General features: G+C 71.3%; 24 protein-coding genes and 1 pseudogene. 13 read left to right on the forward strand and 12 right to left on the reverse strand.

From position 1 onward, the window contains the following. Nucleotides 1–175 (forward strand): IclR family transcriptional regulator C-terminal domain-containing protein (locus KS423_RS11100; protein WP_308020170.1); only part of this gene is annotated, 175 nt, incomplete at its 5' end. Between the two features lie 106 nt (nt 176–281). Here KS423_RS11100 and aspS read toward each other — a convergent pair. Further along, nucleotides 282–1,589: an aspartate--tRNA(Asn) ligase gene (gene aspS, locus KS423_RS11105; protein ID WP_224277782.1), complete on the reverse strand. Its 1,308-nt coding sequence runs from the start codon at nt 1,587–1,589 to the stop codon at nt 282–284. Nucleotides 1,590–1,820: 231 nt separating this feature from the next. Here aspS and KS423_RS11110 point away from each other — a divergent pair, with 231 nt between their 5' ends. Further along, nucleotides 1,821–2,402 carry a YceI family protein gene (locus KS423_RS11110; protein ID WP_224277784.1) on the forward strand — a complete coding sequence of 194 codons (582 nt, stop codon included), beginning with the start codon at nt 1,821–1,823 and terminating at the stop codon, nt 2,400–2,402. Nucleotides 2,403–2,643: 241 nt separating this feature from the next. Then, complete coding sequence (locus KS423_RS11115) at nt 2,644–4,986, forward strand: transglycosylase domain-containing protein (protein WP_224277786.1); 2,343 nt, start codon at nt 2,644–2,646, stop codon at nt 4,984–4,986. A gap of 130 nt (nt 4,987–5,116) precedes the next feature. On the opposite strand, the gene KS423_RS11120 is transcribed toward KS423_RS11115, so the two are convergent. Both KS423_RS11120 and KS423_RS11125 read right to left on the reverse strand, forming a co-directional pair. Further along, entirely contained in the window at nt 5,117–7,261 is a 2,145-nt protein-coding gene (locus tag KS423_RS11120) for an alkyl/aryl-sulfatase (RefSeq protein ID WP_224277788.1), read from the reverse strand. A 269-nt stretch (nt 7,262–7,530) separates the two neighbouring features. Then, nucleotides 7,531–8,637, reverse strand: a complete 1,107-nt coding sequence (locus KS423_RS11125; protein WP_224277797.1) for a methyltransferase domain-containing protein — start codon at nt 8,635–8,637, stop codon at nt 7,531–7,533. A gap of 234 nt (nt 8,638–8,871) precedes the next feature. Between KS423_RS11125 and KS423_RS11130 the strand changes: the two genes are divergently transcribed. Continuing rightward, nucleotides 8,872–9,723, forward strand: a complete 852-nt coding sequence (locus tag KS423_RS11130) for a hypothetical protein (protein ID WP_224277799.1) — start codon at nt 8,872–8,874, stop codon at nt 9,721–9,723. 199 nt (nt 9,724–9,922) lie between these two features. On the opposite strand, the gene KS423_RS11135 is transcribed toward KS423_RS11130, so the two are convergent. After that, nucleotides 9,923–10,486, reverse strand: a complete 564-nt coding sequence (locus KS423_RS11135) for a GNAT family N-acetyltransferase (RefSeq protein WP_224277801.1) — start codon at nt 10,484–10,486, stop codon at nt 9,923–9,925. Between the two features lie 217 nt (nt 10,487–10,703). Between KS423_RS11135 and KS423_RS11140 the strand changes: the two genes are divergently transcribed. After that, a complete protein-coding gene (locus KS423_RS11140; protein WP_224277803.1) occupies nt 10,704–11,264 on the forward strand; it encodes a hypothetical protein in 561 nt (186 codons plus the stop codon). A 196-nt stretch (nt 11,265–11,460) separates the two neighbouring features. Here KS423_RS11140 and KS423_RS11145 read toward each other — a convergent pair whose 3' ends face one another. After that, nucleotides 11,461–11,859, reverse strand: coding sequence for a hypothetical protein (locus KS423_RS11145; RefSeq protein ID WP_224277805.1), 399 nt, complete (start codon nt 11,857–11,859; stop codon nt 11,461–11,463). A 169-nt stretch (nt 11,860–12,028) separates the two neighbouring features. Here KS423_RS11145 and KS423_RS11150 point away from each other — a divergent pair, with 169 nt between their 5' ends. Both KS423_RS11150 and KS423_RS11155 read left to right on the forward strand, forming a co-directional pair. Next, nucleotides 12,029–12,463 (forward strand): VOC family protein, encoded by a 435-nt coding sequence (locus KS423_RS11150; protein WP_224277807.1) that lies wholly within the window; start codon nt 12,029–12,031, stop codon nt 12,461–12,463. A 132-nt stretch (nt 12,464–12,595) separates the two neighbouring features. Beyond that, nucleotides 12,596–12,982 (forward strand): hypothetical protein, encoded by a 387-nt coding sequence (locus KS423_RS11155; RefSeq protein ID WP_224277809.1) that lies wholly within the window; start codon nt 12,596–12,598, stop codon nt 12,980–12,982. Between the two features lie 59 nt (nt 12,983–13,041). On the opposite strand, the gene KS423_RS11160 is transcribed toward KS423_RS11155, so the two are convergent. Beyond that, on the reverse strand, nt 13,042–13,245 hold the full coding sequence (locus KS423_RS11160; protein WP_224277811.1) for a DUF397 domain-containing protein: 204 nt from the start codon (nt 13,243–13,245) through the stop codon (nt 13,042–13,044). Then, the gene (locus tag KS423_RS11165) at nt 13,238–14,104 is read right to left on the reverse strand and encodes a helix-turn-helix transcriptional regulator (RefSeq protein ID WP_224277813.1); all 867 of its coding nucleotides are present in this window, start codon (nt 14,102–14,104) and stop codon (nt 13,238–13,240) included. Before KS423_RS11165 ends, KS423_RS11160 begins: the two co-directional genes overlap by 8 nt. Nucleotides 14,105–14,322: 218 nt before the next feature. Here KS423_RS11165 and KS423_RS11170 point away from each other — a divergent pair, with 218 nt between their 5' ends. Continuing rightward, nucleotides 14,323–14,685 (forward strand): ATP-binding protein, encoded by a 363-nt coding sequence (locus KS423_RS11170; protein WP_224277815.1) that lies wholly within the window; start codon nt 14,323–14,325, stop codon nt 14,683–14,685. Then, complete coding sequence (locus KS423_RS11175) at nt 14,682–14,933, forward strand: hypothetical protein (protein ID WP_224277818.1); 252 nt, start codon at nt 14,682–14,684, stop codon at nt 14,931–14,933. Before KS423_RS11170 ends, KS423_RS11175 begins: the two co-directional genes overlap by 4 nt. Before the next feature lie 84 nt (nt 14,934–15,017). Here the strand turns inward: KS423_RS11175 and KS423_RS11180 are convergent, their stop codons facing one another. The 5 genes from KS423_RS11180 to hisC form a co-directional block, all read right to left on the reverse strand. Further along, nucleotides 15,018–15,647, reverse strand: a complete 630-nt coding sequence (locus KS423_RS11180) for a DUF5666 domain-containing protein (RefSeq protein WP_224277820.1) — start codon at nt 15,645–15,647, stop codon at nt 15,018–15,020. Between the two features lie 11 nt (nt 15,648–15,658). After that, nucleotides 15,659–16,870 (reverse strand): ABC transporter permease, encoded by a 1,212-nt coding sequence (locus KS423_RS11185; RefSeq protein WP_224277822.1) that lies wholly within the window; start codon nt 16,868–16,870, stop codon nt 15,659–15,661. Continuing rightward, the gene (locus KS423_RS11190) at nt 16,867–17,691 is read right to left on the reverse strand and encodes an ABC transporter ATP-binding protein (protein WP_224277824.1); all 825 of its coding nucleotides are present in this window, start codon (nt 17,689–17,691) and stop codon (nt 16,867–16,869) included. Before KS423_RS11190 ends, KS423_RS11185 begins: the two co-directional genes overlap by 4 nt. A gap of 8 nt (nt 17,692–17,699) precedes the next feature. Beyond that, nucleotides 17,700–19,103: an efflux RND transporter periplasmic adaptor subunit gene (locus KS423_RS47295; protein WP_263454721.1), complete on the reverse strand. Its 1,404-nt coding sequence runs from the start codon at nt 19,101–19,103 to the stop codon at nt 17,700–17,702. A gap of 271 nt (nt 19,104–19,374) precedes the next feature. Continuing rightward, nucleotides 19,375–20,454, reverse strand: a complete 1,080-nt coding sequence (gene hisC, locus KS423_RS11205) for a histidinol-phosphate transaminase (protein ID WP_224277826.1) — start codon at nt 20,452–20,454, stop codon at nt 19,375–19,377. Between the two features lie 344 nt (nt 20,455–20,798). Here hisC and KS423_RS11210 point away from each other — a divergent pair, with 344 nt between their 5' ends. The 4 genes and pseudogenes from KS423_RS11210 to KS423_RS11225 form a co-directional block, all read left to right on the forward strand. Next, complete coding sequence (locus KS423_RS11210) at nt 20,799–21,956, forward strand: LacI family DNA-binding transcriptional regulator (RefSeq protein ID WP_224277828.1); 1,158 nt, start codon at nt 20,799–20,801, stop codon at nt 21,954–21,956. Between the two features lie 196 nt (nt 21,957–22,152). After that, nucleotides 22,153–23,472, forward strand: a complete 1,320-nt coding sequence (locus tag KS423_RS11215) for a metallophosphoesterase (protein WP_308020169.1) — start codon at nt 22,153–22,155, stop codon at nt 23,470–23,472. A 281-nt stretch (nt 23,473–23,753) separates the two neighbouring features. Continuing rightward, the gene (locus KS423_RS11220; RefSeq protein ID WP_224277830.1) at nt 23,754–24,614 is read left to right on the forward strand and encodes a hypothetical protein; all 861 of its coding nucleotides are present in this window, start codon (nt 23,754–23,756) and stop codon (nt 24,612–24,614) included. Between the two features lie 138 nt (nt 24,615–24,752). After that, nucleotides 24,753–25,048: pseudogene (locus tag KS423_RS11225) on the forward strand (hypothetical protein); the annotation flags it as partial.

The raw sequence follows: 25,048 nt of genomic DNA on the forward strand, positions 1-25,048 counted from the left end.
CGAACCCGGCGTCGCCTCCGTCTCCGCCCCCGTCCGCGGCCCCTCCAACCGCGTCGTCGCCGCCGTCTCCGTCTCCGGCCCCATCGAACGCCTCACCCGCCACCCCGGCCGCCTCCACGCCCAGGCCATCATCGAAGCCGCCAACCGACTCACCGAAGCCCTCCGCCGCAGCTGACGGAACACGGCCGCCGGACACGACGGAACGGGCCGCGTCCGAGGAGAAGACCTCCTCGGACGCGGCCCGTTCCGTCTCTTCGGCCGTCCGCCCCTCTCCGCGGTTCCTACGGTTCGAGGCGGTGCGGGCCCCGGAAGAGGAACGTGGCCTCACGGATCGACGGCAGGCCCAGGGCGAGCATGAGCAGCCGGCCGAGCCCCAGACCGAGCCCGCCGTGCGGCGGGGTGCCGTAGCGGAAGCAGTCGAGGTACCCGGAGAGCGGCCCGGTGTCCATGCCCTTCTCCCGGGCCTGGGCGACGAGGCGGTCGTACCGGTGCTCGCGCTGGGCGCCGGTGGTGATCTCCACGCCCTTCCACAGCAGGTCGAAGGACTCGGTGACGGTCGGGTCGTCCTCGGGCCGCAGGTGGTAGAACGGCCGCACGGCGGCCGGGAAGCGGGTGACGAAGACGAACTCGTGCCCGGTCTCCTCGGCGATCAGACCGCACAGCGCGCGCTCGCCCTCGGGGTCGAGGTCGTCCTTGACGCCCTCCCGGTCCCAGCCGGTGGCGCGGAGCCCGGCCAGCGCGTCGGCCATCGTGATCCGGGGGAACGGCAGCCCGGGAACCGTCACCGGGGTACCGAAGTGCTCGGCGATCGCCGCACCGTGGCGCTCGGCCACGGCGGCCAGCACCCGGTGCAGCATCCGCTCCTCGAAGGCCATCACGTCCTCGACCCCGTCGATCCAGGCGATCTCGACGTCGACCCCGGTGAACTCGGTGGCGTGCCGCGAGGTGAAGGACGGCTCGGCCCGGAACACCGGCCCGATCTCGAAGACCCGGTCGATGCCGCCCGCGATGGCCATCTGCTTGTAGAACTGCGGGGATTGGGCGAGGAAGGCGGTGCGGCCGAAGTAGCCCACCTCGAACACCTCGGCGCCCGACTCGGAGGCCGTCCCCATCAGCTTCGGCGTGTGCAGCTCGGTGAAGCCCTCCTCGGCCGCCACCTCGCGCATCGCCCGCTCGACGGTCGTCTGGACGTCGAAGACCAGGTGCTGGGAAGGGCGGCGGATGTCGAGGAACCGCCAGTCCAGGCGCTGGTCGATGCCGGTCTTCTCGTCGATCGGCAGCTTGGGCTCGGCCGGCGAGACGACCTCCACGCGGGACGGGACGATCTCCAGGCCACCGAGCTTGACCTGCGGGTTGGCGACCACCTTGCCGGTGATCTTCACGGCGGACTCGACCGTCACGCCCTCGAAGGCGGCCTCGATGGCGTCGCCCTCCCCACCGCGCACGTGGGTGACCTGCACGAGACCGGTGTGGTCCCGGACCAGGACGAACTGGATGCGCCGCTGGAGCCGGAGCGTGTTCACCCACCCGTAGACGGTGACCGTCTCTCCGAGGTGCGAGTGAAGCTCGGCGACGAGGGTGCGCGTCATGACAGGGAACTCCCTGGGGTGCGGGCGCGTTGGTCGCGCCACGTCGACGGGCGGTAAACGGCCGCCCTGGGCGCGTTCACCGTAGAGGATCAAGCTCCGCGCCGTCGCCCGGTTTTCCCGCTGTTCGGAGAGCGGGCGGTGGTGCCGTACGGACGACCGCGCGCCGACTTCGGCCTACGCTGGCTGGAGGGGGGTCTCGGGCACCACCGGCCACCACCTCACGGAGTCGCCATGGCCACCACGAAATGGTTCTTCGAGCCCAGCCACACCGGTGCGGAATTCCGCGCCAGACACATGATGGTCACCTACGTGCGCGGCCAGCTGAAGAACGTGCGCGGCTTCCTGGAGGTGGACCCGGACGCTCCGGAGCAGGCCCGGGTCGAGGCGACCATCGACGCGACCCAGGTGTACACCGGTTCGCCCGAGCGGGACGCGCACCTGCGCAGCGCCGACTTCTTCGACGTCGAGCACCACCCGACCTGGACCTTCGTCGGGTCACGGGTCCACCAGGTGAGCGCGAGCGGCTTCGAGGTCACGGGGCAGCTCACCATCCGCGGCGTGACGCGCCCGGTCACCTTCGACGTGAGCCACCTCGGGCAGTGGGACACCCCGTGGTGGGAGGACGGGCGCGACCTCGGCCCCAGGCGGCGCGCCGGATTCACCGCCGCCACCCGGATCAACCGTCAGGACTTCGGCGTGAGCTGGAACGACGTGGTGGACCGGGGCGGTGCGGTGGTCGGTGACATGGTCGACGTCACGGTCGATGTCGAGGCGGTCCTGGAGAGCGTCCCCGAGACCGGCGGTGCCGCCTGACCGGACGCGCGCAACCTTTCGGCCCGCTCACCGCATCCAAGTGATGGCGGGGCTGCGGGAGGGGAGGGACGCCACACGCGGGGCGGGCCGAATCCGGTGCAGACCGTCGAATGCATTCGCATTCATTCGGTGCGTATACGACTCACATTATCGGAGCCGGCCCCGAATCCTGTTGCACAGCCGTGACAGCCGCGCACGGAAAACCGTTCGACCGGGGACTTTCGAGGGTTAGCATTCCGGAATGGAATCGAATCTCCCCCAGATACGGAGTTCCTCCGACGACGCGGACCCCCAGCCGTCCCGCAACGCGCCGCTCCGGCTGGCCCGCCTCGGTGGGACCTTCCTGGGGGTGAGTGTCGTGTCCGGCGTGCTGCTGGCAGGTCTCGCCCTGCCCGTCGCCGGCGGCATCGGGCTGACGGCCAAGGGCACCGCGGAGGGGTTCGAGGACGTTCCCTCCGACTTCAAGACCCCGCCGCTCACCCAGGCCACCCAGATCTTCGACGCCAAGGGCGGCCTCATCGCCAAGGTCTACGAGCGCGACCGCACCGTCATCACCGCCGACCAGATGTCACCGTTCATGCGGCAGGCCCAGGTCGACATCGAGGACGCCCGCTTCTACGAGCACGGCGCCGTCGACCTCAAGGGCATCCTCCGCGCGCTCAGCAAGAACGCGGAGAGCGGAACCGCCTCCCAGGGCGCCTCGACGCTGACCCAGCAGTACGTGAAGAACGTCAACGTGGAGCAGGCCGGCGACGACCGGGACGCCGTCCTGGAGGCCCAGCGCAAGACCCTGGGCCGCAAGATCCAGGAGCTCAAGGTCGCCATCAAGCTGGAGGAGGAGCTGCCGAAGGAGCAGATCCTCACCAACTACCTCAACATCACGTACTACGGGAACGGCGCCTACGGCGTGGAGGCCGCCTCCCAGCGCTACTTCGGCAAGACCAACAAGGACCTGACCGTCGCCGAGGCGGCGATGCTCGCCGGGCTGGTGCAGAACCCGTCCCAGTACGACCCGAAGCTGCACCCGCAGGCCGCGCAGAACCGCCGCGACGTGGTGATCGGCAAGATGCTGGAGAACAAGCACATCACCGCCGAACAGGCGCAGGAGGCGAAGGCCGCCCCGCTGGGCCTGAACTTCAAGGCCCCGCAGAACGGCTGCATCACCGCTCAGGCCGGGATGGGCTTCTTCTGCGACTACGTCCGCCACGTGGTCAAGCAGGACCCGGCCTTCGGCCAGGACTCCGCCGAGCGCAAGAAGTTCTGGAACCAGGGCGGTCTGAACATCTACACCACGCTGGACCCGGACAAGCAGGCCGCCGCCCAGAACGCGGTGAGCAACAACGTGCGGGTCACCGACAGCGTCTCCGCCGCCGTCTCCATGGTCGAGCCCGGCACCGGCAAGATCCTCGCCATGGCCCAGACCCGTCCCTACGGCCTGCTGGAGGACAAGAACCAGACCGTCGTCAACCTCAACGTCGACGCGGCGATGGGCGGCGGCAACGGCTTCCAGCCCGGCTCCACGTTCAAGCCGGTCGTCGCGGCCGCGGCACTGGAGGCGGGCGTGCCGGCGACCCAGGAGTACTCGTCCCCGAACAAGCTCGAGTACCCGACGATGAAGACCTGCGAGGGGACCTGGAGGAACGAGGCCCGCCCCAAGACGGTGGTGCCCAACGAATCCGCGAACGAGAAGGGCCCGTACCAGCTGAAGATGGCGATGGCCCTCTCGGTCAACACCTACTTCATCCAGATGGAGCAGGAGATCGGCCTCTGCGCGGTCAAGCAGATGGCCAACAAGCTCGGCATCACCACCAAGGCCAGCGGCAAGCCCCTGGAGGAGGTCCCCGCGATGGCCCTGGGCGTCGAGGAGATGAGCCCGCTGACCATGGCCAACGTCTACGCGACCTTCGCCGCCCAGGGCACCCACTGCGCCCCGATCGCCATCACCAAGATCACCACCGTGGAGGGCAAGGACGTCCCCGTCCCGGCCGGCCACTGCGAGCAGGTGTTCTCCGAGAAGACGGCACGAGCGCTGAACACCGTCCTGAACGGCGTGACCGAGAACAACGGCACCGGCGCGGCGCTCAGCCTGGAGGACAACCGGCAGATCGCCGGCAAGACCGGCACCTCGGACCACAAGAGGGCCGCCTGGTTCAACGGCTACACCCCGCAACTCGCCACCGCCGTCTGGCTCGGCGGCCCCAAGGGCGGCGTCGAGATGCGCGACATCACCATCAACGGGAAGTACCGCGCCGAGGTGTTCGGCGCCGACGGCCCCGGACCGATCTGGCGGGACGCCATGAACCAGGCCCTGCGCGGCACACCCAAGCAGTCCCTGCCGATGGCCGACATCCCCGACGCGGCGCCGCCCAAGACCGACCCGGGCACCACCGGGGCCCCCACCGGCCCGACGACTCCCGCCGGCCCGGCGAACACCACCGACCCGTCGACCCCGGCCGGCCCGGCGAACACCACCGGCCCGACGACCCCGGCCGGCCCGACGAAGACCACCGGCCCGACGACCCCGGCCGGCCCGACGAAGACCACCGGCCCGACGACCACCACCCAGCCCGACCAACAGCACTGACCGCACCCGCCTCGCCGAGCACCAGCTCGGCGGGGCGACGTGCTCGGAGCCGGCCCTGCTTGCGCAGGGCACACCGGCGGCCCCTCGGGGGAGCGAGGAGCCGCCGGGGCCGGCCGTACCGGGCGGGCCGCTACGGGGTGACGATCGGGAACTGCGGGTCGGGGAGGGTCAGCGTGCCGAAGACCTGGTCCGCCGCCTCCTGGGCGTGGTCGCCCTCCAGGAGGACCACCTTGTCCGCGACCGCCGTGTCGAAGTTGTGCTTGAACCCGGGGCGCTCGGCCAGCTCGTCGAGCGTCTTGCGGGTCAGCCTGATGACGGCGTCCGGCACGTCGACGAGGCGGTCGCCGCCGTCGACGAAGACCAGCACGCCGTTGCGGAGCGTCGTGGTGCACCTGACGCCGGTCTCGGCGCCGGTCTCGTCGGTGAAGACCCAGTCCAGCACGATCGGGGCGCGGTACTGCTCGGCGGCCGTCGGCCCGTCCACGCTGCGGGCGAGGGCGGAGAAGTACTGCTCCAGGGTGGTGCTGCGGATCAGGTCGGCGGAGGACTGGCTGATGATCGCCGGCTGCGGACCGCCGACGACCTCCTGGGCGCCGACCAGATAGGCGTTGCGCCAGGTGCCGTTCTCGGCGCCGTAGCCGAGCTGGGTGAGGACCTTGGCCTGGAGTTCCTTGGCCTGCTGGAGCGCCGTGGCGGAGATCCCGCTGTCCGGGTCCGCCGCACCGAAGACGACGTGGTTCAGGAGCTCGGCCGCCCAGCGGAAGTCCTGCGCGGTGTCCTTGCCGTACGCCTCCGCCGCCTTGGCCACCACCGCCTCCGCGCCGCCCATCGCCTGTACGTAGGACGCGCCGGCCTGCACCGGCGGCAGCTCCCACAGGTGGGCCGGGTTGGCGTCGTACCAGCCCATGTACCGCTGGTAGACGGCCTTGAGGTTGTGGCTCACCGAGCCGTAGTAGCCCCGGTCGTACCAGTGGTCGTTCAGGCCGGGCGGGAGGGTCTTCAGCTCCTCGGCGATCTCGATGCCCGTCTGGCCGGCGTTGATCAGCCGCAGCGTCTGGTCGTTGAGGTAGCCGTACATGTCGCGCTGCTTGTTGAGGAACTCCAGGATGCGCACGTTGCTCAGCTTCTCGGTCGACTCGTCCACCTCGGCCCACATCGGCCAGTGGTGCGAGGCGAACAGGACGTCGGTCTCCTTGCCGAACGTCTGGATCGCCTCGGTGAGGTACTTCGACCACGCGTGCGCGTCCCGGACCTGCGCGCCGCGCAGGCTGAGGATGTTGTGCATGGTGTGGGTGGCGTTCTCGGCGATGCACAGCGCCCTGGCGTCGGGCAGGTAGATGTTCATCTCCGCCGGGGCCTCGGTGCCCGGGGTGAGCTGGAACAGCAGCTGCACGCCGGCCAGCTCGTACTCGTACAGCCCCGGCCGCCAGGGGATGACGTACGCCTGGTCGTTCCACTGCGTCTTCGGCACCGGCTGGTGCTCGGGCCCGCCGATGTAGACGGTCGGCGGGACGAGGGTCACCTCGCCGGTGGAGATGGTCAGGCCGAGGCCCGAACCGACCTGCCCCGTCGGCCCCTTGTCCAGCTGGGCCGCGTACATGTACTGCGCCCGCCGGGCCATCGCCGGGCCGGCGTAGATGTTCTCGCTGACGGCGTGTTCGAGGAAGCCCTCCGGCGCGACGACGGGGACGTCCGGCTCCAGTGCGTCGCCGAGCTCGGCGAACAGGCCCCGCGCGCCGCCGAAGTGGTCCACGTGGCAGTGGGTGTAGACGACACCCTTGATCGGCCGCTGTTCCTTGGTGAGCTCGGTCTTGTCCCGGAACAGCTGGAGGGCGGCCTGCGCGGTCTCGTAGCAGGCGAGCGGGTCGATGACGATCAGGCCCTCGTCGGATTCGACGATCGTCATGTTGGACAGGTCGTAGCCGCGCACCTGGTAGATCCGGTACGCGCGACAGCTGGTGACCTGGAACAGCCCGGCGATGGCGGTGAGTTGGCCCTGCCGCCACAGGCTCCCGTTGACCGTCGACGGCCCGGAGCCCGGGTCGGAGTCGGTGAGGAAGTCGTAGGCGGTGAAGTCCCAGACGACCTTCTCCCGGTCCCTGCGGGAGTAGATGACGGGCACGTCCGGCGGGGCGATCAGGAACCTGCCGGCGTCGGCGAAGTCCCGACCGTCCTTCTCGTCGGCGGCCCCGACCGCCTCCGAGACCTTCCGGTTCGCCTCGGCGATACCGGGGGTGGGCTCGACGGGCTCGGTGTACTCGGGCGTTTCGGGCATGGCGAAGCCACCTCCACGTCGTTGTGTGAGCGCCGCACTGCGGCCATGTCACGCTATGCACACGCATGGTTACTCACAAGGGTGCTGATCAAGCCAACAGTCGGAGCAGAACGGCCGGATTCCGGTGCCTCGCACGCGTGCCGGCGGCCCCTTGCGGAGGAGCAAGGGGCCGCCGAAACGACTCGCCAGGCGTACGTGGTGGCCGGGACAGAGCGGGGGTTTCCACAGCCGCCCGCACAGGAAGTCGATGTGGCCGACTTCCTGTGCACTCAGAGAGACCAGCGGGTCGTGCTGCCGTCCGGCGCCGTGTAGCCCGCGAACTGGCCCTCCGGGCCGGCCTCGACGGTGAACCACTCGCGCCGGGGGCGGTTCCGGTCGAGCCAGACCTGGTGGGCGGCCTCGACCGTCCGCCAGAGGTCACGGGGGCCGCCGAGGGCGACGGTGCGGCCCTGCGCGTGGGCGGTCGAGCCGTCCGCGGTGTCGCGAAGCGCATGGCCGTCGCGGACGACGGTGGGAGCGAGGTGGAGGTCCGCCCAGAACACGAACCCCGGGTCGTCCAACACGTGGGCGCCGCTCTCCGTGGTCCGGCTGTCCGCGCTGGTCGGCTCGGGGACCTCCCAGCCGGGTTCCTTTCCATCGCGCAACGGCATGAAGGCGGCCGGACGGTGCAGGAAGCGCCCGACCGCGCGCCCGTCCGGCAGCTTGGTGAGCCTGGCCACCGCACCGCCCAGCGGAGCGACGACGAGGCCGCCGGGCACGCACTGGTCGAGCCACGTCCGGGGGAGGCTGCGCACGCCACAGGTGGCGATGATCCGGTCGTACGGTCCGTTGCCCGGGTATCCGTCGGCGCCATCGGCCTGGACCACGGCGGCCTCGAAGCCCACCTCGCTCAACCGGGTACGGGCGGTGGCCACCAGGTGCTCGGTGCGATCGATGGTCGTGACGTGCTGGGCCCCGGCAAGGTGGCAGAGCAGGGCGGCGTTGTAGCCCGTCCCGGTCCCGATCTCCAACACCCGGTCCCCGGGGCGGACATCCAACGCGTCGAGCATGTCGGCCATCAGACTCGGCAGCGTGGACGAGGAGGTCGCCACGCCGCGCACGCCTTCCGAACCGGCATCCTCCGCGTGTACGCCTTCGACCTCGGTGACCAGCACCTGGTCCGCGTACACCTCCCGCAGCCAACCGTCGCCCGCTCGCCAGGGACGATGAACGCCGCCCTCCTCCCGGTAGAACGCCGGCACGAACGCATGGCGCGGCACATTGAGGAACGCCTCGACCACCCGCGAGGACAGCACCCCGCTCACCCGCTCGATCTCCGAGGCCAACGCGACCCGAGCCCGCAGGAGTTGCTCGTCGTCATGGAGGTGATTCGTCATCCTCGGTCAGCCCCTTCCAGGTAGTCGCAGATGGCGGCTGTGATGGATCGAAAATATGCACCATCACGCGCTGTTGACCGGTGGCTCCTTGCGGGGAGCAAGGAGCCACCGGGAGGGAATGCCGGCGCGCCGGCAACTCGCGGCCGACAAGGTGGATCCAGCCGTAGGCACACGGAAGAGGCGGAACGCATGGGCCTTCCGGGTGGAACCCACCGTCTGGTAGGGATGGGCGGCGTGATCACGAACTCCTCGTTCTCGGCCGCCTTGAGGGCCGTCCCGTTCCACCGCCTGTCCGTGCGCGGGTACCGGGGGCCGCTGGTCCTGGCCGCGCTGCTGGCCGTCATCGGCGCGGCACCGGAGGGCTTCGTGCACGGGGCCGTGGTGGTGGGGACGGCGGTGGCCGGCATGCTCCTGGCGGTGCCGGCCGCGCTGTTCGCGCCGGTCGGAGCACCGGCCTTGGTGGTGCTCGCGCTCGGCCTGGCGGGGCTGGCCGCGTCACCCGCCGTACGAAGGCGCGTGCGCCGGCTCCACCGGCCGGGCAACAGCGTGCTGCTGGGCTGCTCGCTGGCGACGGGCGCCGTCGTGCTGGGCTTCAGCGTGCCCGGTGAGGACTACGGCATGCTCGGGCTCGGCCTGATCGTGCTCGTGCTCCTGCCATTCGCCTGGCTCGCCTGGCAGGCGGTGCTCGCCAGGGAGGAGTCGGCCGAGGAGACCGGAACGGGGCGGCGGCACGGCTCCTGGCGCTGGGTGGTGTCCCCGTTGCTGGTCGGCGCTGCGGCCCTGCTGATCAGCCACGACATCCCCCGCGACACCCGGTTCTCGGTCTCCCGGCCCGCGCTCACCTCCTTCGCCGAGCAGGCCCTGGCCACGGGGGCGACGGACCGCACCCAGACCTGGATCGGCGGCTACCCGGTCCGGGACGCCGAACTGGTCGACGGCGGCGTGAGGTTCGCAGTCGCCGGGTCCGGTGTCTTCGCCGCCCACGGCTATGCCTACTTCCCGGCGGGCGGTCCGACGCAGCACCCCTCCCGCTACACGCAGGTCGGTGACGGCTGGTACAGCTGGTCGGGGCCCGACCACTTCTGAAACGCACCCGATCACGCCGCCCGACCGACCCGTAGGCGCCACCTCCGTGAACCGGCGGCCCCTTGCGGAGGAGCAAGGGGCCGCCGGAACGAACTACGGGTATCTGCGCAGGAAGTCGGGCCGGCCGACCTCCTGCGCTCGGCTGCTGCTTCGGGAAGGCGGCGCCCAGGGCGGAGGAGCAGGGGCCCGGGGCGGCGAGCTACCGGGTCCCCTGCTCCCAGGCCGCCTTGAGGAGTTCGTACTCGACTTCGCCGTGCTCGGACCCCGGGATCGACTCCGGCCAGTCCCCGAAGTAGCTCCGGAGGAACGACAGGCCGGACTTCTCCATCACGCGCCGGGACCGCGTGTTCACGGCCATGGTGTTCGCCGTGACCCGCTCCACCGCGAGGTCGGTGAACCCCTTGTCGATCAGGGCCCTCGATCCCTCCGTGGCATAGCCCTTGCCCCAGGCGGCCCGGTTCAGCCGGTAGCCGAGTTCGACGACGGCGGGGTCGTGGTCGTCGAGCGGGCGGAGTTCGAACCAGCCCAGGAAGGTTCCGGTGTCCTTCTCCTCGGCCGCCCAGAAGCCTCGGGTACCCGAACCCGGGTGGTCGTGGAGAAGTCGGGGCAGAGTGCGCACCCGGATCGCGTCGCGGTCCGCCGGCTTGCCGCCGTTGATGAAGCGCATGACCTCGGGGTCGTTGTCCAGCGCGAAGAGGTGGTCGGCGTCGGCCGCGGTGAACGGCCGCAGCACGAGCCGTTCGGTCTGCAGGAAGGGATCCATCCAGCGATCTTCACCGGGCTCCGCCGAACCCGCCATCGAAATATCCGGGCCGGGTCGGCAGGGCCCGGGGCGACGCCGCCAGGGCCACGTGTCGCTGTCGGCCATCAGGGTTAACGGCCGTCCCGCCTTGCCCACCCGCTGGCGTGCCTGGTGAAGCGGCAGGCCCCTTCAGGCTGAAGTTGTGGCACCGATTCCCACCCCGGCCGGAGAGAAGCCCATGAGAATCCCCCGCACGGCGACCGCCATGGCCGCCGCCGTCGCCCTGATCACCGTGGTGTGCGGCGGCTGTTCCAACAGCAAGAGCACGACGACCACGGAAAGCCCGACAACGGCGGCGACCTCCCCCGGCAGTCCGGCCGCCACACCGACGTCGACGGGGAACACGAGCCCTGCCGCCGGATCCACCGGCGCCGGCGCCATGGTCGCGGCGGCCACCGTCGGCAAGTACCAGAGCGTCCTGGTCGACTCCCAGGGCAAGACCCTCTACCTGTTCGAGGCGGACACCTCGCCCACCTCGACGTGCTACGACGCCTGCGCCACCGCCTGGCCGCCCCTTCTGACCACCGGCACCCCCACTGCCGGGAAGGGCGTCGACCAGGCCAAGCTCTCCACCACCGCCCGCAAGGACGGCAAGTCCCAGGTCGTCTACAACGGCCACCCGCTCTACTACTTCGTGGGCGACAAGGCGCCGGGCGACACCAACGGCCAGGGGTCCCCCGAGTTCGGTGCCGGGTGGTACGTGGTCGACGTCGCAGGAGACAAGGTCGAGGGCGGCTGAGCAGACGCACGGCGTCGAAGGGCGGACTTCCGCCGAACGGGACTGCTCATCGTCGCCACGACCTGTCCGAAGAAGTCGGAAGCGGCCCGAAGCGCCACATGCATTGACCGGTGGCCCCTTGCGAGACGCAAGGGGCCACCGGCACGAACTGCCTCCACTGCGCAGGACGTCGGGCCGGCCGACTTCCTGCGCTCGGCTACGGCTTGGGGAAGGCGGCGGCCAGGGCGGAAGTGCGGGTGAGGACGGCGACCGCGACCAGGGCGAGGGCGGAGAGGCCCTGGAGGACGGCGTACCAGGCCGGGCAGAGGCCGGGGACGAGATCCACGCCGATGATGGCGATCGGCATGACGGTGGAGAGGGTGCGGACCCGGTCGAAGGCCTTGGCGGAGCCGCCGGCGGCACGGGTGGCCAGCCGGTGGAGAAACGGAACGATGGCGAGGAAGATCACGCCTCGGATCCACATGAACGGGGTCGTCGTGTGGCCGGTGGCCGCCATCACGGCGACCGTGCCGAGGACGACGGCGCCGGCGGCGCCGAAGAGCACGATGCACTTCTTCACCGTGGTGAAGGTGTCCCGGTCGGTCGTGGTCGCCATGGTTCTTTCCCCTCCGCGTCGTTGTGGGAACGACGCTACGGAGCGGACGCGCGGCCGGGTATGGGTCCAGCCCCACGAAGGGGTGGGTCCAGCCCCACCCCCCGTCAACCTGCGGGTCCGCACCGGAAATTGAGCGGCGCGTTCCTCTTGTCATGGCTATGGTGGCCCGATGACATCGGTCAAGCATTTCCAGGTCACCTTCGACTGCGCGGAGCCCGAGCGCGTCGGTCGCTTCTGGTGTGAGGTCCTGGGGTACGTCCCGCCGTCCACGCCGGAGGGGTTCGACACCTGGGACGACTTCCAGCGCTCGCTGCCGCCCGAGGAGCGGGGCTCGTGGTTCGCGGCCAGCGACCCCTCGGGTGTGGGCCCGCGCATGTACTTCCAGCGCGTTCCCGAGGGCAAGGTCGTCAAGAACCGGATGCACCTCGACGTACGAGTGGGCACCGGGCTGGTGGGTGCGGAGCGCCTGGCGGCGCTCGAAGCCGAGTGCGCCCGGCTGATCCCGCTCGGCGCGACGCGCGGGCAGTTGCTGGTCGCCGACGACAAGAACGAGTCGTGCCTCGGGATGTTCGACGTCGAGGGCAACGAGTTCTGCCTCGACTGAGCGCTCTTGCCGGGACCCTGCAAGGGACCAGCCGGGATCTTGCAGGGTTCTGTCGGCGCGGGGCGGAGCCGGCGTGGCTAGTGTGACCGGGAGTGGACGTGAGCGAACGTCCGTGACCTGGGGGGTGGGGGAATGACTCCACTGGGCTTGAGCGTGGCCACCTGGTGGTGGATCGTCGCGCTGACGACGGTGCTGTTCTGGGCGCTGGCGATACCGCCGCAGCCGACGCGGAAGTACCGGATCATGGTGTCCCTGGCGCCGTTGGGCGGGGCCATCTTCTTGGTCGGCCGCTCCCACATGAACGGGATGACCTCGGCCGGCGCGCTGTCCATGTACTCGCTGGCGATGCTGTCGATGACGCTGGGGACGGCCGGACACCTCGGAAAGCTGGCGCGCCGACAGCTCGCGGCCGACGAGGCGGGTGACACGGACGAAGTGCCGCTCCCCTGGAGCTTCATGGTGCAGCTGTTCCTGTGCCTGACCGCGGGCATGGTGGTGTACTTCGTGATCCAGCCGTAGGCGCGGGGGAGAGACGGAGCGGCGTACGGCCCGGGGTTCGGGTCGTACGCCGCAGTTCGTTAGGCCTCGGTGGTGAGCAGGTGGTCGAACTCGCCCGCCTTCGCGCCATGGAGGAAGGCGGCGAACCTGGGGGCGGCGGTACGGACGATGACCTCGCCCTCGTCGGACTCCCGGAGTTCGATCACCCCGTCAAGGGCTCGCACCTCAACACAGTCGGCGTTCGAGCCCGAGTAACTGGACTTCTGCCAAGTGGAGTTACGCATATTTGCTTTCCATGTCCTTCTTGATGGAGCGAATAAATTCGCGAGACTCCTCTTCTGAGAGAGCCGCCGAACCGATCCGGGCGAGCAGTGACCGGAACCTGGCTGTGTGGGCCGGGGCATCAAAGAGAAGGTTTCCGACACCTGAGTCCGACTGAACCGTGTCGAGCTCCTCAACCGGCCCGGCAAGGTACGTGAAGTTCTCGTTGGGCAGCGGGATCATATCGACGTCGAACAACACGATTCGGATGGAGATGTTGGGCCTCTCCGAGGCCTCGACAAGGGCGTCGAGTTGCTCGGCCTGGACCTTGGCTCCGCCGAACTGCATGCGTAGCGCCGCTTCATGGATGTACGCGGTGAACGGAGTCGATTCCGCGCGGATGATGTGCTGGCGCCGCAAGCGAAAGGCTGCTCTCAGATCGACCTCGTGTCCCGGAAGAGGCGGATAGGAGCGAGCAAACACAGCCGAGGCATAGGCGTTGGTCTGAAGCAGACCATGGATGAAGGCCATCGTGTAGACCGAGAGCCCTCGTGCATGAGCTTCAATTTCAGCGACCTCAAGGAAGTCCTGCGAGAGGTTTCCGCGGTACTCCTCCCACCAGCCGCCCTTGTCGCGGTCCGTGATGATGTCCGCGAGCGCGTCGATCAAGGGCTCGTTGACACACATGCACAGCGCGGCGATCGTCCGCAGGCGTTCGACGCTGATGCCGGTCTTGCCGCTCTCCATCTGGGTCACGTGAGCAGGGTTGATGCCCAGCGCTCGGGCGAGTTGGCTGCCGCCGAGACCGGCCTGCTCCCGCATCCTGCGCAGTTCGGCACCCAGCCGCAACTGACGGAGGGTTGGGTTCGATCGAAGGGCCATGGGATCAGTCTGCCAGCCACGTTCGGGGGAACTTCCCACAGATCGCCACAAATCTGTGGCGATACACGCTATGGTCATCCTCATAACGATCCGACGGATCGTCAGACACGCCTTGGTTCCTGGCAGTAGGCGCCTGCTGCCCGCCCGCCGAAGAGCAACCACACCCTGGCCTGGCTCACGGCTGCCCTCTCCCACACCACAGCCTCGCGGAGGTTCCCGTGTGCACCCTCAACACCCCCTCGATCACCCTCACCCGGCAGGCCCTGCGGGACGCCCTGACCCGCGCCGCCTGGGACACCGAGACCATCTTCAACGCCGAGCTCGCCCTCGGCGAGTTGATCGTCAACGCGTGGCGACACGCCCACACCGCCTCGCCCGTCGTCTACTTCTCCCTCCTGGACCACACCCTCCGGGTCTGCGTCGCGGACGAGAGCGCCTCCCTCCCCCAGGAGAAGTCCCTCAGCCTCCTCGCCGAGTCCGGCCGGGGCCTCCAGCTCGTCTCCGGCCTCACCCACCGCTGGGGCGTCGACCCGCAGAAGCGCGGCAAGACGGTCTGGTACGAGCTGGACTCCGCCGCGTGACCCGCGAGCCGATCGCCCCCGACGACCCCCGGATGCGGGACTTCACCGCCCCGCACATCACCGTCCTCCTCGGGGAGTTGCACCGGCGCGGCCTCCCGCACGGGCTCCTCTGGGGCTCCGCCTCGGCCGGCGAGACCATCCTCGACGGGCGTCTCCTGGTCGACTTCGGCAATGCGCCCGTCAGCACCCTCCTCAACCTTCTCCACCTGCTCCGGGACCTGGACCGGGACGCGGCGTGGCAGCGGTGAGGCTCGTCGGACCGCGCTGAGCACATGCGAAGGCCCTCGCCCACCGAAGGGGCGAGGGCCTCGCGGTCGTCCGGCGGAACCGGGTCAGCCGCCGGACGGGTTCCTGGGCATTCCTCCACCGCCCCCGCCACCGAAGCCGCCGAAGCCGCCCGCACCAGCGGCGCCTTCGACGAGCTGGCTGGCGGTGTAGCCACCGTTGGCGTCGGGGGTGCCGACGACGGTCACGCTCTGGCCGGGCTGGAGGTCGGCGACCTTGCCCTCCTTGTTGAGCTGGACCTTCGTCGCGTCGCCGGTGGTGACCTTGATGGTGTTGCCGTTGGTGTCGGTCAGGTAGACGGTGTTGCCGTCGACGGCCTTGACCGTGCCACGGGCGAAGCCGGCCTGCCCGCCCTGCCCCTGCCCGGCTCCCTGCCCCTGGCCCCCGCGGCGGGAGCCGTTCTGCCCGTAGCCGCCGCCCGGAGCAGCCGCAGCGGCGGCCGGCCGGGCGGAGGACTTCCCGCCGGAGGAGGAGCCGTTGTTCTGCTGGTACCAGACCCCGCCCGCGAACGCGCCGGTGGCGATCACGCCGCCCGCCAGCACCAGGCTGAGCCAGGGCAGCTTCCGCCGTGGCGGCGCGGCCAGTTCGGCGCTCACATCACGGGCGTCCGGCGGCGTGGCGAGCAGGGCGACCTGCTCGGCCGGGGTACTGGCGACCGTGGCGATCTCTTTGCTCATGAAGTGGAGTCCTACTCGTGCCGGAGGGCGTCGATCGGCCGCAGCGAGGCGGCCCGGTTGGCGGGGTAGCTGCCGAAGAACAGCCCGATGGCGACGGCGATGGCGAACGCGCCGAGCACCGACTCGGGGATCACCACCGGCTTGATGCCGACGATGCTGAAGTGCGAGCCGGCGATCCCGGCCGCCACGCCCAGCCCCGCGCCGATCACCGACAGCAGCGTCGACTCGGTGAGGAACTGCCCGAGGATCACCGCGCGCGGCGCGCCGAGCGCCTTGCGGATGCCGATCTCACGCGTTCGCTCGGTGACCGTCACCAGCATGATGTTGGTGATCCCGATCCCGCCGACCAGCAGCGATATCGCCGCCACTGCGCCGAGCAGCACGGTGAAGGTCTTCGTCGTGCTCTCCCTCGCCGTGAGCAGCGAGGCCTGGCTGGTGATCCGGAAGTCCGCCTTGGCCGGGTCGGCGATCGCGTGCGTCCCGAGCAGGACGCGGGTGATCTCGGACTGGGCCGCCGTCGTGCTGTCCGCGGACGAGGCCTGGACCAGGATCTGGTTGACCGAGCCGAAGCCGGTGAAGGCGTTCTGCACCGTCGGCAGCGGGGCGATCACCACGTCGTCCGGGTCGGTGAAGCCGCTGCCGCCCTTGGCCTGGAGCACGCCGACGACCGTGAACGGCGTGCCGCCGAGGACGACCGACTTTCCGACCGGGTTCTCGGTGTCGAACAGCTGCTTGGCCGTCGTCGCGCCGAGCACCGCGACCTTGCGCGAGGCGAGCACGTCGTCGTCGGTGAAGTACTCGCCGTACGCGACCTTCTGGTTGGCGGTCTCGAAGTACGACGGGTAGGTGCCGACGATCGAGCCCGGGCTGTACGAGATGTTCCCGTACAGCGCCGTCCCGCTGGTGGTGACCACCGGGGCGACCGACCTGATCGCCCCCGCGTCGGAGTCGCTCGCCAGCGCCTTGGCGTCGGCGACCGTCAGTTTCTTCACCGAGGAGGTGGCCCGGGAGCCGCCGTTCGCCGAACCGGAGCTGACCGTCAGGGAGTTGGTGCCGAGCGAGGTGATCGAGTCCTTGACCGCCACCGAGGAGCCGTTGCCGACCGCCAGCAGCAGGATCACCGAGGCCACGCCGATCAGCACCCCGAGCATGGTGAGCGCCGAGCGCACCTTGTTGGCGGCCAGGCCGCCGACCGCGAAGCGGAGCGTCTGCCAGAGGATCACGCCGACACCTCCGCGACCGGTGCCCCCGCGAACACCGGGTCCAGGAAGGGCGGCGGGCCCTCCACGGGCGCCTGCCTCAGGTCGCTCACGATCTGCCCGTCCACCAGCCGCAGCACCCGCTTGGCGTGCCGCGCGACCTCGTCCTCGTGGGTGATCAGCACGACCGTGCGGCCGGTGGCGTTGAGCCCGTCGATCAGTGCCAGCACCTCCTCCGTCGAGCGGCTGTCGAGGTTGCCGGTCGGCTCGTCGGCGAGCAGCATCGCGGGCGCCGTCACCAGCGCCCGCGCCACCGCGACGCGCTGCTGCTGGCCTCCGGAGAGCTCGTTGGGCTTGTGGCCGGCCCGCTCGGCGAGCCCGACGAGCGACAGCGCGGCCATCGCCCGGCGGCGCCGTTCGGCGGTGCGGACGCCCGCGTAGGCGAGCGGCAGCTCGACCTGGGCGAGGGCGGTGGTGCGGGGCACCAGGTTGAAGGACTGGAAGACGAAGCCGATCTTGCGGTTGCGCACCAGTGCGAGCTGCTGCTCGTCCAGGTGGCCGACGTCGGTGCCGTCCAGCAGGTAGCGGCCGGAGGTCGGAACGTCCAGGCAGCCGAGGATGTTCATCAGGGTGGACTTGCCGGAGCCGGAGCTGCCCATCACGGCGACGTAGTCGCCCTGCTCGATGTCCAGGCTGACGCCCTGCGGCTCGCCGGTCTCCGGGTCGGAGGGGCCGCGCAGCGCGTGCACGGTGGCGTCGCCGTGCCCGTACGCCTTGGTGAGCCGGCGGATCCGGATCACCGGGACGGGATGCGCGGGGACGCGGTTGTCGATGACGTGACGCATGACCGGACTCAGCCCTTGCCGCCGCGGCCGGCCCCGCCACCGGCGCCACCGCCACCACCACCGCCACCGCCACCGCCCGGGAAGACCGCGCCGCCCCCGGCTCCGCCGGCCCCGCCCCGGTTGCCGCCGAGGCCCGGGAAGGAGGCGTTCGGGAAGCCGTTGCCGCCGCTGGTGGTGGGGAGTTCGACCTTGTCGCCCTCCTTCAGCCCGGAGACCACCTGCACCGTACTGTCGCCCTCGACCCCGACCCCGACGGTGACCCGCTCGGAGGCGCCGTCCGGCTGCACCAGGGTCGCGGTGCGCGACGTGCCGGTGCCGGACAGGGCTGAGGTGGGCAGCGAGAGCGCGTTGTCGGCCTCGCCGGTGATGACCTGGACGGTGGCGCTGAGGCCGGTGCGCAGCGTACTGGTGTCGCCGCTGAGCTGGAGCGTGGCCGCGTACTGGACGGCGGAGGAGCCGGCCGCGCCGCCGGAGCCACTGCTGCTGGGCAGCGAACTGACCGACAGGACGGTCGCGTTGAGCTTGGTGTCGGACTGCGCGTTCAGGGTGACGGTGGCCGCCTCGCCCTTCTTCAGCTTGAGCGAGTCGAGCTCGGAGAAGTTCGCGGTGACCTGCATCCCGGTCGGGTTGGTGAGCACGATGAAGCCGCTCGGGGCGGCCGTCGAACTCGCGCCGCCACCGGTCGACTTGCCGGAGGAGGAGGACGAGCCGCTCGCGGTGGCACCGACGGTGTCGCCGACCTTGCCGGCGATCGAGGCGACCGTACCGTCCACCGAGGCGGTCAGGGTGGTCCCGGCCAGCGCCGCCTGGGCGTTGGCGAGGTTGGTCTGCGCGGTGCTGACCTGCTGCTGGGCCTGGGCCACGGCCGCGTCGTCGACCTTGGTGGTGGTGATCGTGGTGGTCTGCGGGGCGGGCGTACTGCTCCCGCCCGCCCCGCGGCCGCCACCGCCGCTGCCGGCCCCGCCGCCGGGAGTGGCGACGGAGGTGGCGCCCGGCAGGGGCTCGGTGGTCGTGGTGGTGACGCCGGCCTGGGCCTTGGTGAGGTTGGCCTGGGCCGTGGTGAGGGCCGCCTGGGCCGCGTCCACCTGCTGCTGGGCCGCCGTGGTGTCGACGGTGGCGAGCACCTGGCCCTTCTTCACGGCGTCCCCGACCGCGACCTTGACCGCGGTGAGCCGGCCACCGGTGGTGAAGTCCTGGGCGGCGTCGGTCGGTGAGACCAGGGTGCCGGTTCCGGACACGGTGGCCAGGACGGTGCCCTTGGACACCGTCGCGGTACGGGCCGCGGGCTTGGCGGAAGCCGGGCCGGAGCTGCCGCTGACCGTGGCGTACACCAGGGCCGCGCCGCCCAGCAGGGCCACGCCGAGCGCGGAGTTGACGAGGACGGCGCCTCGCCGCCGTGGGAGCACCTTCATGCCGGACAGCTTCCCGGTGAGCCCTTGCGGACCACTGGATGCCTGCTGGGAGAAGGCTGACCGGCCGGATCCGGGCATTGCGAACATATCGCCCGCCCCGTGCGGGCGCCTTGACCGCTCCGTGGCCGGCCGTTGGCCGAACTCCCAGCGGGCTCCCAGTGGCCCCCAGGCATCCGGGAGGACGTTCTGAGGACGTTCTCACGGAGCCGCCCGGGAACGCCGCGGGGGCGCGCCACAGGACCGGCGCGCCCCCGCGATCACCAGCAGGACATCAGAGCGACTTGCGGAAGGCCTCCGCCACCGACAGGAAGATCGAGTTGCCCTCGGCCTCGCCGATCGACACCCGCACGCCCTCCGGGAACGGCCGCACGATCACGCCGGCCTCGGCACACGCGGCGGCGAACTCCTGCGAGCGGTCGCCGAGCCAGAGCCAGACGAAGTTGGCCTGCGAGTCCGGGATCTCCCAGCCCTGGGCACGCAGCCCGGCCACCACCCGGGTGCGCTCCTCGACCAGCGCCTCCACCCGCACCAGCAGCGCCTCCTCGGCCCGCAGCGAGGCGACGGCGGCGTCCTGGGCGAGCCGGCTCACGCCGAACGGGGTGGCGACCTTGCGCAGCGCGGCCGCCACCGGCTCGTGCGCGATGGCGAAGCCGACCCGCAGGCCCGCCAGGCCGTACGCCTTGGAGAAGGTGCGCAGCACGCAGACGTTCGGGCGGTCCCGGTAGAGGTCGATGCCGTTGGGCACCTCGGGGTCACGGATGAACTCGATGTAGGCCTCGTCCACCACGACCAGGACGTCGCTCGGGACGGCGTCCAGGAAGCGCTCCAGCTCGGCGCGGTGGATCACGTTGCCGGTGGGGTTGTTGGGGTTGCAGACGAAGATCAGCCGGGTGTTCGGGGTGACCGCGGCGAGCATCGCGTCCAGGTCGTGGTCACCGTTGGCCTTGAGCGGCACCGGGACGGGCGTGGCCCCGGCGACCGTGGCGACGATCGGGTACGCCTCGAAGGAGCGCCAGGCGAAGATCACCTCGTCGCCCGGGCCGGCCGTGACGAGCACCAGCGACTGGGCGACGCCGACCGAGCCGGTGCCGGTGGCGATGTGCTCGGCGGGCACCCCGAAGCGCTCGGCCAGCACCGAGGTCAGCTCGGTGACCCCCATGTCGGGGTAGCGGTTGAACGAGCCGGCCGCCTTGATCGCCGTCTCCAGCACGCCGGGCAGCGGCTCGTAGGGGTTCTCGTTCGAGGACAGCTTGTAGGCGTCGGCGCCGGCCGGCTTGCCGGGCTTGTACGTGGGGATGCCGTCGAGGGTCGGCCGCAGCCGCGGGCCCTGCGCTGACGTACCACTGCTCACGGTCGTACTCCGTTTCCAGTTGCGGAACTCTCCGGTGCGCTCGCCCGCCACGGACGGGTTCGCCTCCGTGCCCGGAACCTCGTGACGCGCCCCGGACCACCCCGGTCGGGTGCCTTGCACGATACCGAGCCGCCCTCACCCGTAGGAGTGAGATGCCCGGCCGGGTTACAGGCGCAGATCAGCCATTCTGCCCGGTTCCTTTGGCACATGTCAGAGGTAAGAGGCCTGGTTTCAGGCGGGTATCGAAGGGGCGCACCCCGGCTCACTCGTGGAGAAACGTATCTCCGCGGGCTCCCGATGCGCCGGTCACAGACCCTTGTCAGGAGCCATACGATCGGTCCGCCATGACAGCAGCAGCCAACCAGAGCGGTCGGCGTCCCACCACCTCGCGGCGTCTGGAGCGGGCCGGCATCCGGGATGTGGCAGCAGCCGCCGGAGTGTCGATCACCACGGTCTCCGATGCGCTGAACGGAAAGGGCCGCCTGCCCGACGAGACCCGCAGCCGGGTGCGCGAGGTCGCCGAGCGCCTCGGCTACCGCCCCTCCGCGGCCGCCCGCACCCTGCGCACCGGACGGTCCGGCCTGATCGGGCTGACCGTCACGACCTACGGTGAAGAGCCGTTCACCTTCACCGAGTTCGCGTACTTCGCCGAGATGGCCCGGGCCGCCACCAGCGCCGCCCTGGGCCGCGGCTACGCGCTGGTGGTGCTGCCCGCCTCCTCCCGGCACGACGTCTGGGGCAACATCGCCCTGGACGGCACCGTGGTGATCGACCCGCCCGACCAGGACCCCCTGGTGAGCGAGCTGTACCGGTCCGGCGTCCCGGTGGTCAGCGACGGCAAGCCCGGCAACTGCCCGGTCACCGCCTGGGTCGACAACGACCACGAGGCCGCCGTGCTCGGCATCCTCGACCACCTCTCCGAGGCCGGCGCCCGCCGGATCGGCCTGCTCACCGGCACCAGCACCGACACCTACACCAGGCTCTCCACCGAGGCCTACCTCGGCTGGTGCGCCAAGGTCGGGCAGGAACCGGTGTACGAGGCCTACCCGGCGCACGACCCGGCCGCCGGCGCCGTCGCCGCCGACCGGCTGCTCGCCCGCCCCGACCGGCCGGACGCCGTCTACGGACTGTTCGACCCCAACGGCACCGACCTGCTGGCCGCCGCCCGCCGGTACGGCCTGCGGGTGCCGGACGACCTGCTGCTGGTCTGCTGCAGCGAGAGCGACGTCTACGCGGCCACCGAGCCGCCGATCACCACGCTCTCGCTCAAGCCGCGCAAGATCGGCACCACGGTGGTCAACCTGCTCATCGACGCGATCGAGGGCGTGGACTCCGGGACGGGCGTCGACATCGCCCGGCTCTTCCCGCCGCGGTTCCGCACCGCCGGCACCGGGCCGCCGCCGGGCACCCTGATGCCGACCGAACTGATCGTCCGCGCGTCCTCCCAGCGCCGGAGCCCGCGCACCACCATCAGCCCGCCCCGCCCTCCGGGCGAGGTTTAGACCACCGAGCCACCGCACCGGGCACGGGCCGAGGGGCCACGTGCCGAGGCGGCGCGACGAGCGCTCGGGCAGTGCTGACGAGACCGTACCGAGCCGGGACAAAACGGACCCCGCGGGACCGCCCGGCTGACGCTCCGGAGGATTGGATACCCACCAGGTGACGACGCCGGGAGAGTGGTCTTCCTATGATGGGCGAATGACACCCGAGGACCGCTTCCCCGGACCCGAGCACCCCCACTCGGGCCCCCGCCACCAGCCGGACCTCGACGTGCTGCCGTACGGCACCTATTACGAACCCGATCCCGCCCCCGGCTACCCCGCCGCGTCCTACGACGGGGAGACCTACGAGGGGGAGACCTACAGCGGCTACGGCGGAGCCCGCTACCTGGAGCAGCACTGGCACGCCGACGACCAGGGCCACACCGTGCACGCCCAGGGGATCGGCATGGACCACGCCCCGGCCTTCCCGCACCAGGGACAGGACGGCTACGAGGACGGTACCGGCTACGAGGACGGTACGGCCTACGAGGACCGCCCGGGCTACGACGGCCAGGAGCAGGGAGGTTACGAGCCCACCCTGCCCGACCAGCCCTCCCCGGCGCTCCAGATCGCCGGCCGCGACGACCCGCCGACCATCGAGCTCGGCCCGCCGCTGCCCGACCCCGCCGCACCGACCTACCCGTACCCGGCCCCCGGCCCCGGCGAGCCGCCCGGCCCGGTCTACGTCGTCGGCGACGTGCACGGCTACCTGGAGGAGCTGCGCGCCGAGCTGCGCCACCAGGGCCTGATCGACGCCGACGGCCACTGGTCCGCCGGCCGCGCCCGGATCTGGTTCCTCGGCGACTTCACCGACCGCGGCCCCGACGGCATCGGCGTCATCGACCTGGTCATGCAGCTGGCCGCCGAGGCCGCCGCGGCCGGCGGCTACTGCCGCGCCCTGATGGGCAATCACGAACTGCTCTTCCTCGGCGCCGCCAAGTACGGCGACGAGCCCGTCCAGTCGACCGCCGGCACCGCCTCCTTCCTCGCCGCCTGGCGGCTCAACGGCGGCCAGCAGAACGACCTGGACCGGCTGGAGGCGCACCACATCAGCTGGCTCTCCCGGCTGCCCGCCATCGCGCTGGAGGACGGCCACCTGCTGCTGCACTCCGACACCACCGCGTACCTGGAGTACGGCGAGTCCATCCCCGACGTCAACGACGCGGTGCACGGCCTGCTCGCCGACGGCGGCGTGGACGAGTGGTGGGACTGCTTCCGCCGCTTCACCAAGCGGTTCGCGTTCCGTGGCGACGCCGGCCCGACCGCCGTCCACGAGCTGCTGGACACCTACGGCGGCAGCCGGATCGTGCACGGGCACAGCCCGATCCCCTACCTCACCGGCGCGGTGCACAACGACGACGGCCAGCCGCCGCACATCCCGGGGCCGTACGTGTACGCGGACGAACTCGCGGTGGCGATGGACGGCGGCGTCACCATGGAGGGGCGACTGCTGGTCGCCCGACTGCCCATCAGCTGACGGCCAGTCGATCACCGGCCGATCGCCGGCCGGTCGCCCATCGATCGTCAACCGACCATCGGCATCGAACAGTTGTTCCCGGCGCCCGCGCCGTCGCACGCGCGCGTCCGGGGGCGCGAAGTTCCGGAAACCGACTGTCAGCCCGGGCGCGCCCGCCCCTACCATGAGGCACACCACACCCGGCCGCCCATCCGGCGGCCCGCCTCCGCGCCCGTTTCGGCGTCCTGAGGGCCGCGCGCCCCCGGGGCGGAGCGAACGGGGTCCGCACGAACGGGGTCCCCATGTCCAACCCCCCGCCACTGCTCGCCGAGGACCGCCCGGAGTACGAGCGCCTCCTCACAGAAGCCCTGCGCGACCGCACCGTCCTCACCGCCCTGCGCGCTCCCGGCGCGCTCACCACCGACCAGCTGCGCATCCGCGCGCTGCGCGACGCCGACCGCGTCAACGCCGCGGCCGCCGGCGAGTACGCGCACTACACCCGGCTGCGCGAGAGCCTGCACAGCGCGCCCCCGCCCCCGCCGACCGGCAGCGAACCCGCCGCCCCCGGGCTGCTCACCCAGCTGCGCTCCGCCAACGGCGGCGCCGGACTGTTCCCCGTCCTCACCGTGCTCACCCCGATCCTGGCCTGGACCGCCGCCCTGTTCCTCCTGCTGATCGGCTACCTCCTGCGCGCCACCAACCCGGACCTCGCCCTCGCCCGGTCCCTGGTCACGGCCGGCTGGGTGGCGCTCGCCGCCGGGGTCGCCGCGATGGCCATCGGCATCATCGGGCTGCTGCTCACCGCCCTGCGCGACGGCACCGCGACCACCCCGGCCGGCACCGACCCGGAGCTCGCCGCCGAACTCGCCGACGCCCACGGCGAGTGGCGCACCGCGCTGCGCGAGCGCGGACTCGTCCCGTACCTGCTCGACACGCTGCCACCGGTGCCGGGCCCGGCGGCCCGGCCCGACCACGGTGGCCCGGACTTCAGCAGCCCCGACTTCAGCAGCCCCGGCTACACCTCACCCGCGTTCACCAGCCCCGGCCCCGACGGACCGACCGGCCCCGAGGGCCGCACCGCCCGCCCGGCCTTCACCCCGCCCGACTTCACCGGGCCCGGGTACACGCCGCCCGACTTCACCGGGCCCGACGAGGTCGGCTGAGCCCTCCGTTCCCCGGCACCGAGGCCGCTTCCGGGGGACATCCCCACCCCCGGTCCGGGTGCGGCCACCATCGCTCCGGGACTCCACCGCCCGCCAGGCTGGGACCCACACGTGGAGAACGACCGGGGGAGACCAACGTTGAGCACCGGATCCGTCCGAACATCCCGCACCGGACCGGCGCTGCCGCTGGTCACCGTCCTGCTGGCGGCCCTGCTGGGGCTGCTCCCCACCGCCGGGCCGGCGAGCGCCGCGCCCGTGGACATCACAGCCGCGAGCGCCTCGCCCGCTCCGGGCGATCCGGTCCCCATCCCGGTCGACTTCACCGGCGCCGGCGGCACCACCCTGCACGGCCTGGTGCTGGCCGCACCCGCCGCGCCGGCCGGCACCCGGGGCCCCGGACTGGTCATGCTCCCCGGGGCCGGCCCGGGCCCGCT

It is taken from the genome of Streptomyces sp. LS1784 (genome assembly GCF_020103755.1).
Classification (GTDB): domain Bacteria; phylum Actinomycetota; class Actinomycetes; order Streptomycetales; family Streptomycetaceae; genus Kitasatospora.

What these genes read in the sequence shown, in the direction of transcription:
- KS423_RS11180 (WP_224277820.1), bottom strand. Translation starts at nt 15,647, where the DNA reads ATGAGCAAAGAGATCGCCACGGTCGCCAGTACCCCGGCCGAGCAGGTC.
- KS423_RS11110 (WP_224277784.1), top strand. Translation starts at nt 1,821, where the DNA reads ATGGCCACCACGAAATGGTTCTTCGAGCCCAGCCACACCGGTGCGGAA.
- KS423_RS11220 (WP_224277830.1), top strand. Translation starts at nt 23,754, where the DNA reads ATGTCCAACCCCCCGCCACTGCTCGCCGAGGACCGCCCGGAGTACGAG.
- KS423_RS11140 (WP_224277803.1), top strand. Translation starts at nt 10,704, where the DNA reads ATGAGAATCCCCCGCACGGCGACCGCCATGGCCGCCGCCGTCGCCCTG.
- KS423_RS11215 (WP_308020169.1), top strand. Translation starts at nt 22,153, where the DNA reads ATGACACCCGAGGACCGCTTCCCCGGACCCGAGCACCCCCACTCGGGC.
- KS423_RS11145 (WP_224277805.1), bottom strand. Translation starts at nt 11,859, where the DNA reads ATGGCGACCACGACCGACCGGGACACCTTCACCACGGTGAAGAAGTGC.
- KS423_RS11165 (WP_224277813.1), bottom strand. Translation starts at nt 14,104, where the DNA reads ATGGCCCTTCGATCGAACCCAACCCTCCGTCAGTTGCGGCTGGGTGCC.
- KS423_RS11125 (WP_224277797.1), bottom strand. Translation starts at nt 8,637, where the DNA reads ATGACGAATCACCTCCATGACGACGAGCAACTCCTGCGGGCTCGGGTC.
- KS423_RS11150 (WP_224277807.1), top strand. Translation starts at nt 12,029, where the DNA reads ATGACATCGGTCAAGCATTTCCAGGTCACCTTCGACTGCGCGGAGCCC.
- KS423_RS11155 (WP_224277809.1), top strand. Translation starts at nt 12,596, where the DNA reads ATGACTCCACTGGGCTTGAGCGTGGCCACCTGGTGGTGGATCGTCGCG.
- KS423_RS11190 (WP_224277824.1), bottom strand. Translation starts at nt 17,691, where the DNA reads ATGCGTCACGTCATCGACAACCGCGTCCCCGCGCATCCCGTCCCGGTG.
- KS423_RS11115 (WP_224277786.1), top strand. Translation starts at nt 2,644, where the DNA reads ATGGAATCGAATCTCCCCCAGATACGGAGTTCCTCCGACGACGCGGAC.
- KS423_RS11120 (WP_224277788.1), bottom strand. Translation starts at nt 7,261, where the DNA reads ATGCCCGAAACGCCCGAGTACACCGAGCCCGTCGAGCCCACCCCCGGT.
- KS423_RS47295 (WP_263454721.1), bottom strand. Translation starts at nt 19,103, where the DNA reads ATGAAGGTGCTCCCACGGCGGCGAGGCGCCGTCCTCGTCAACTCCGCG.
- KS423_RS11135 (WP_224277801.1), bottom strand. Translation starts at nt 10,486, where the DNA reads ATGGATCCCTTCCTGCAGACCGAACGGCTCGTGCTGCGGCCGTTCACC.
- KS423_RS11210 (WP_224277828.1), top strand. Translation starts at nt 20,799, where the DNA reads ATGACAGCAGCAGCCAACCAGAGCGGTCGGCGTCCCACCACCTCGCGG.
- aspS (WP_224277782.1), bottom strand. Translation starts at nt 1,589, where the DNA reads ATGACGCGCACCCTCGTCGCCGAGCTTCACTCGCACCTCGGAGAGACG.
- KS423_RS11160 (WP_224277811.1), bottom strand. Translation starts at nt 13,245, where the DNA reads ATGCGTAACTCCACTTGGCAGAAGTCCAGTTACTCGGGCTCGAACGCC.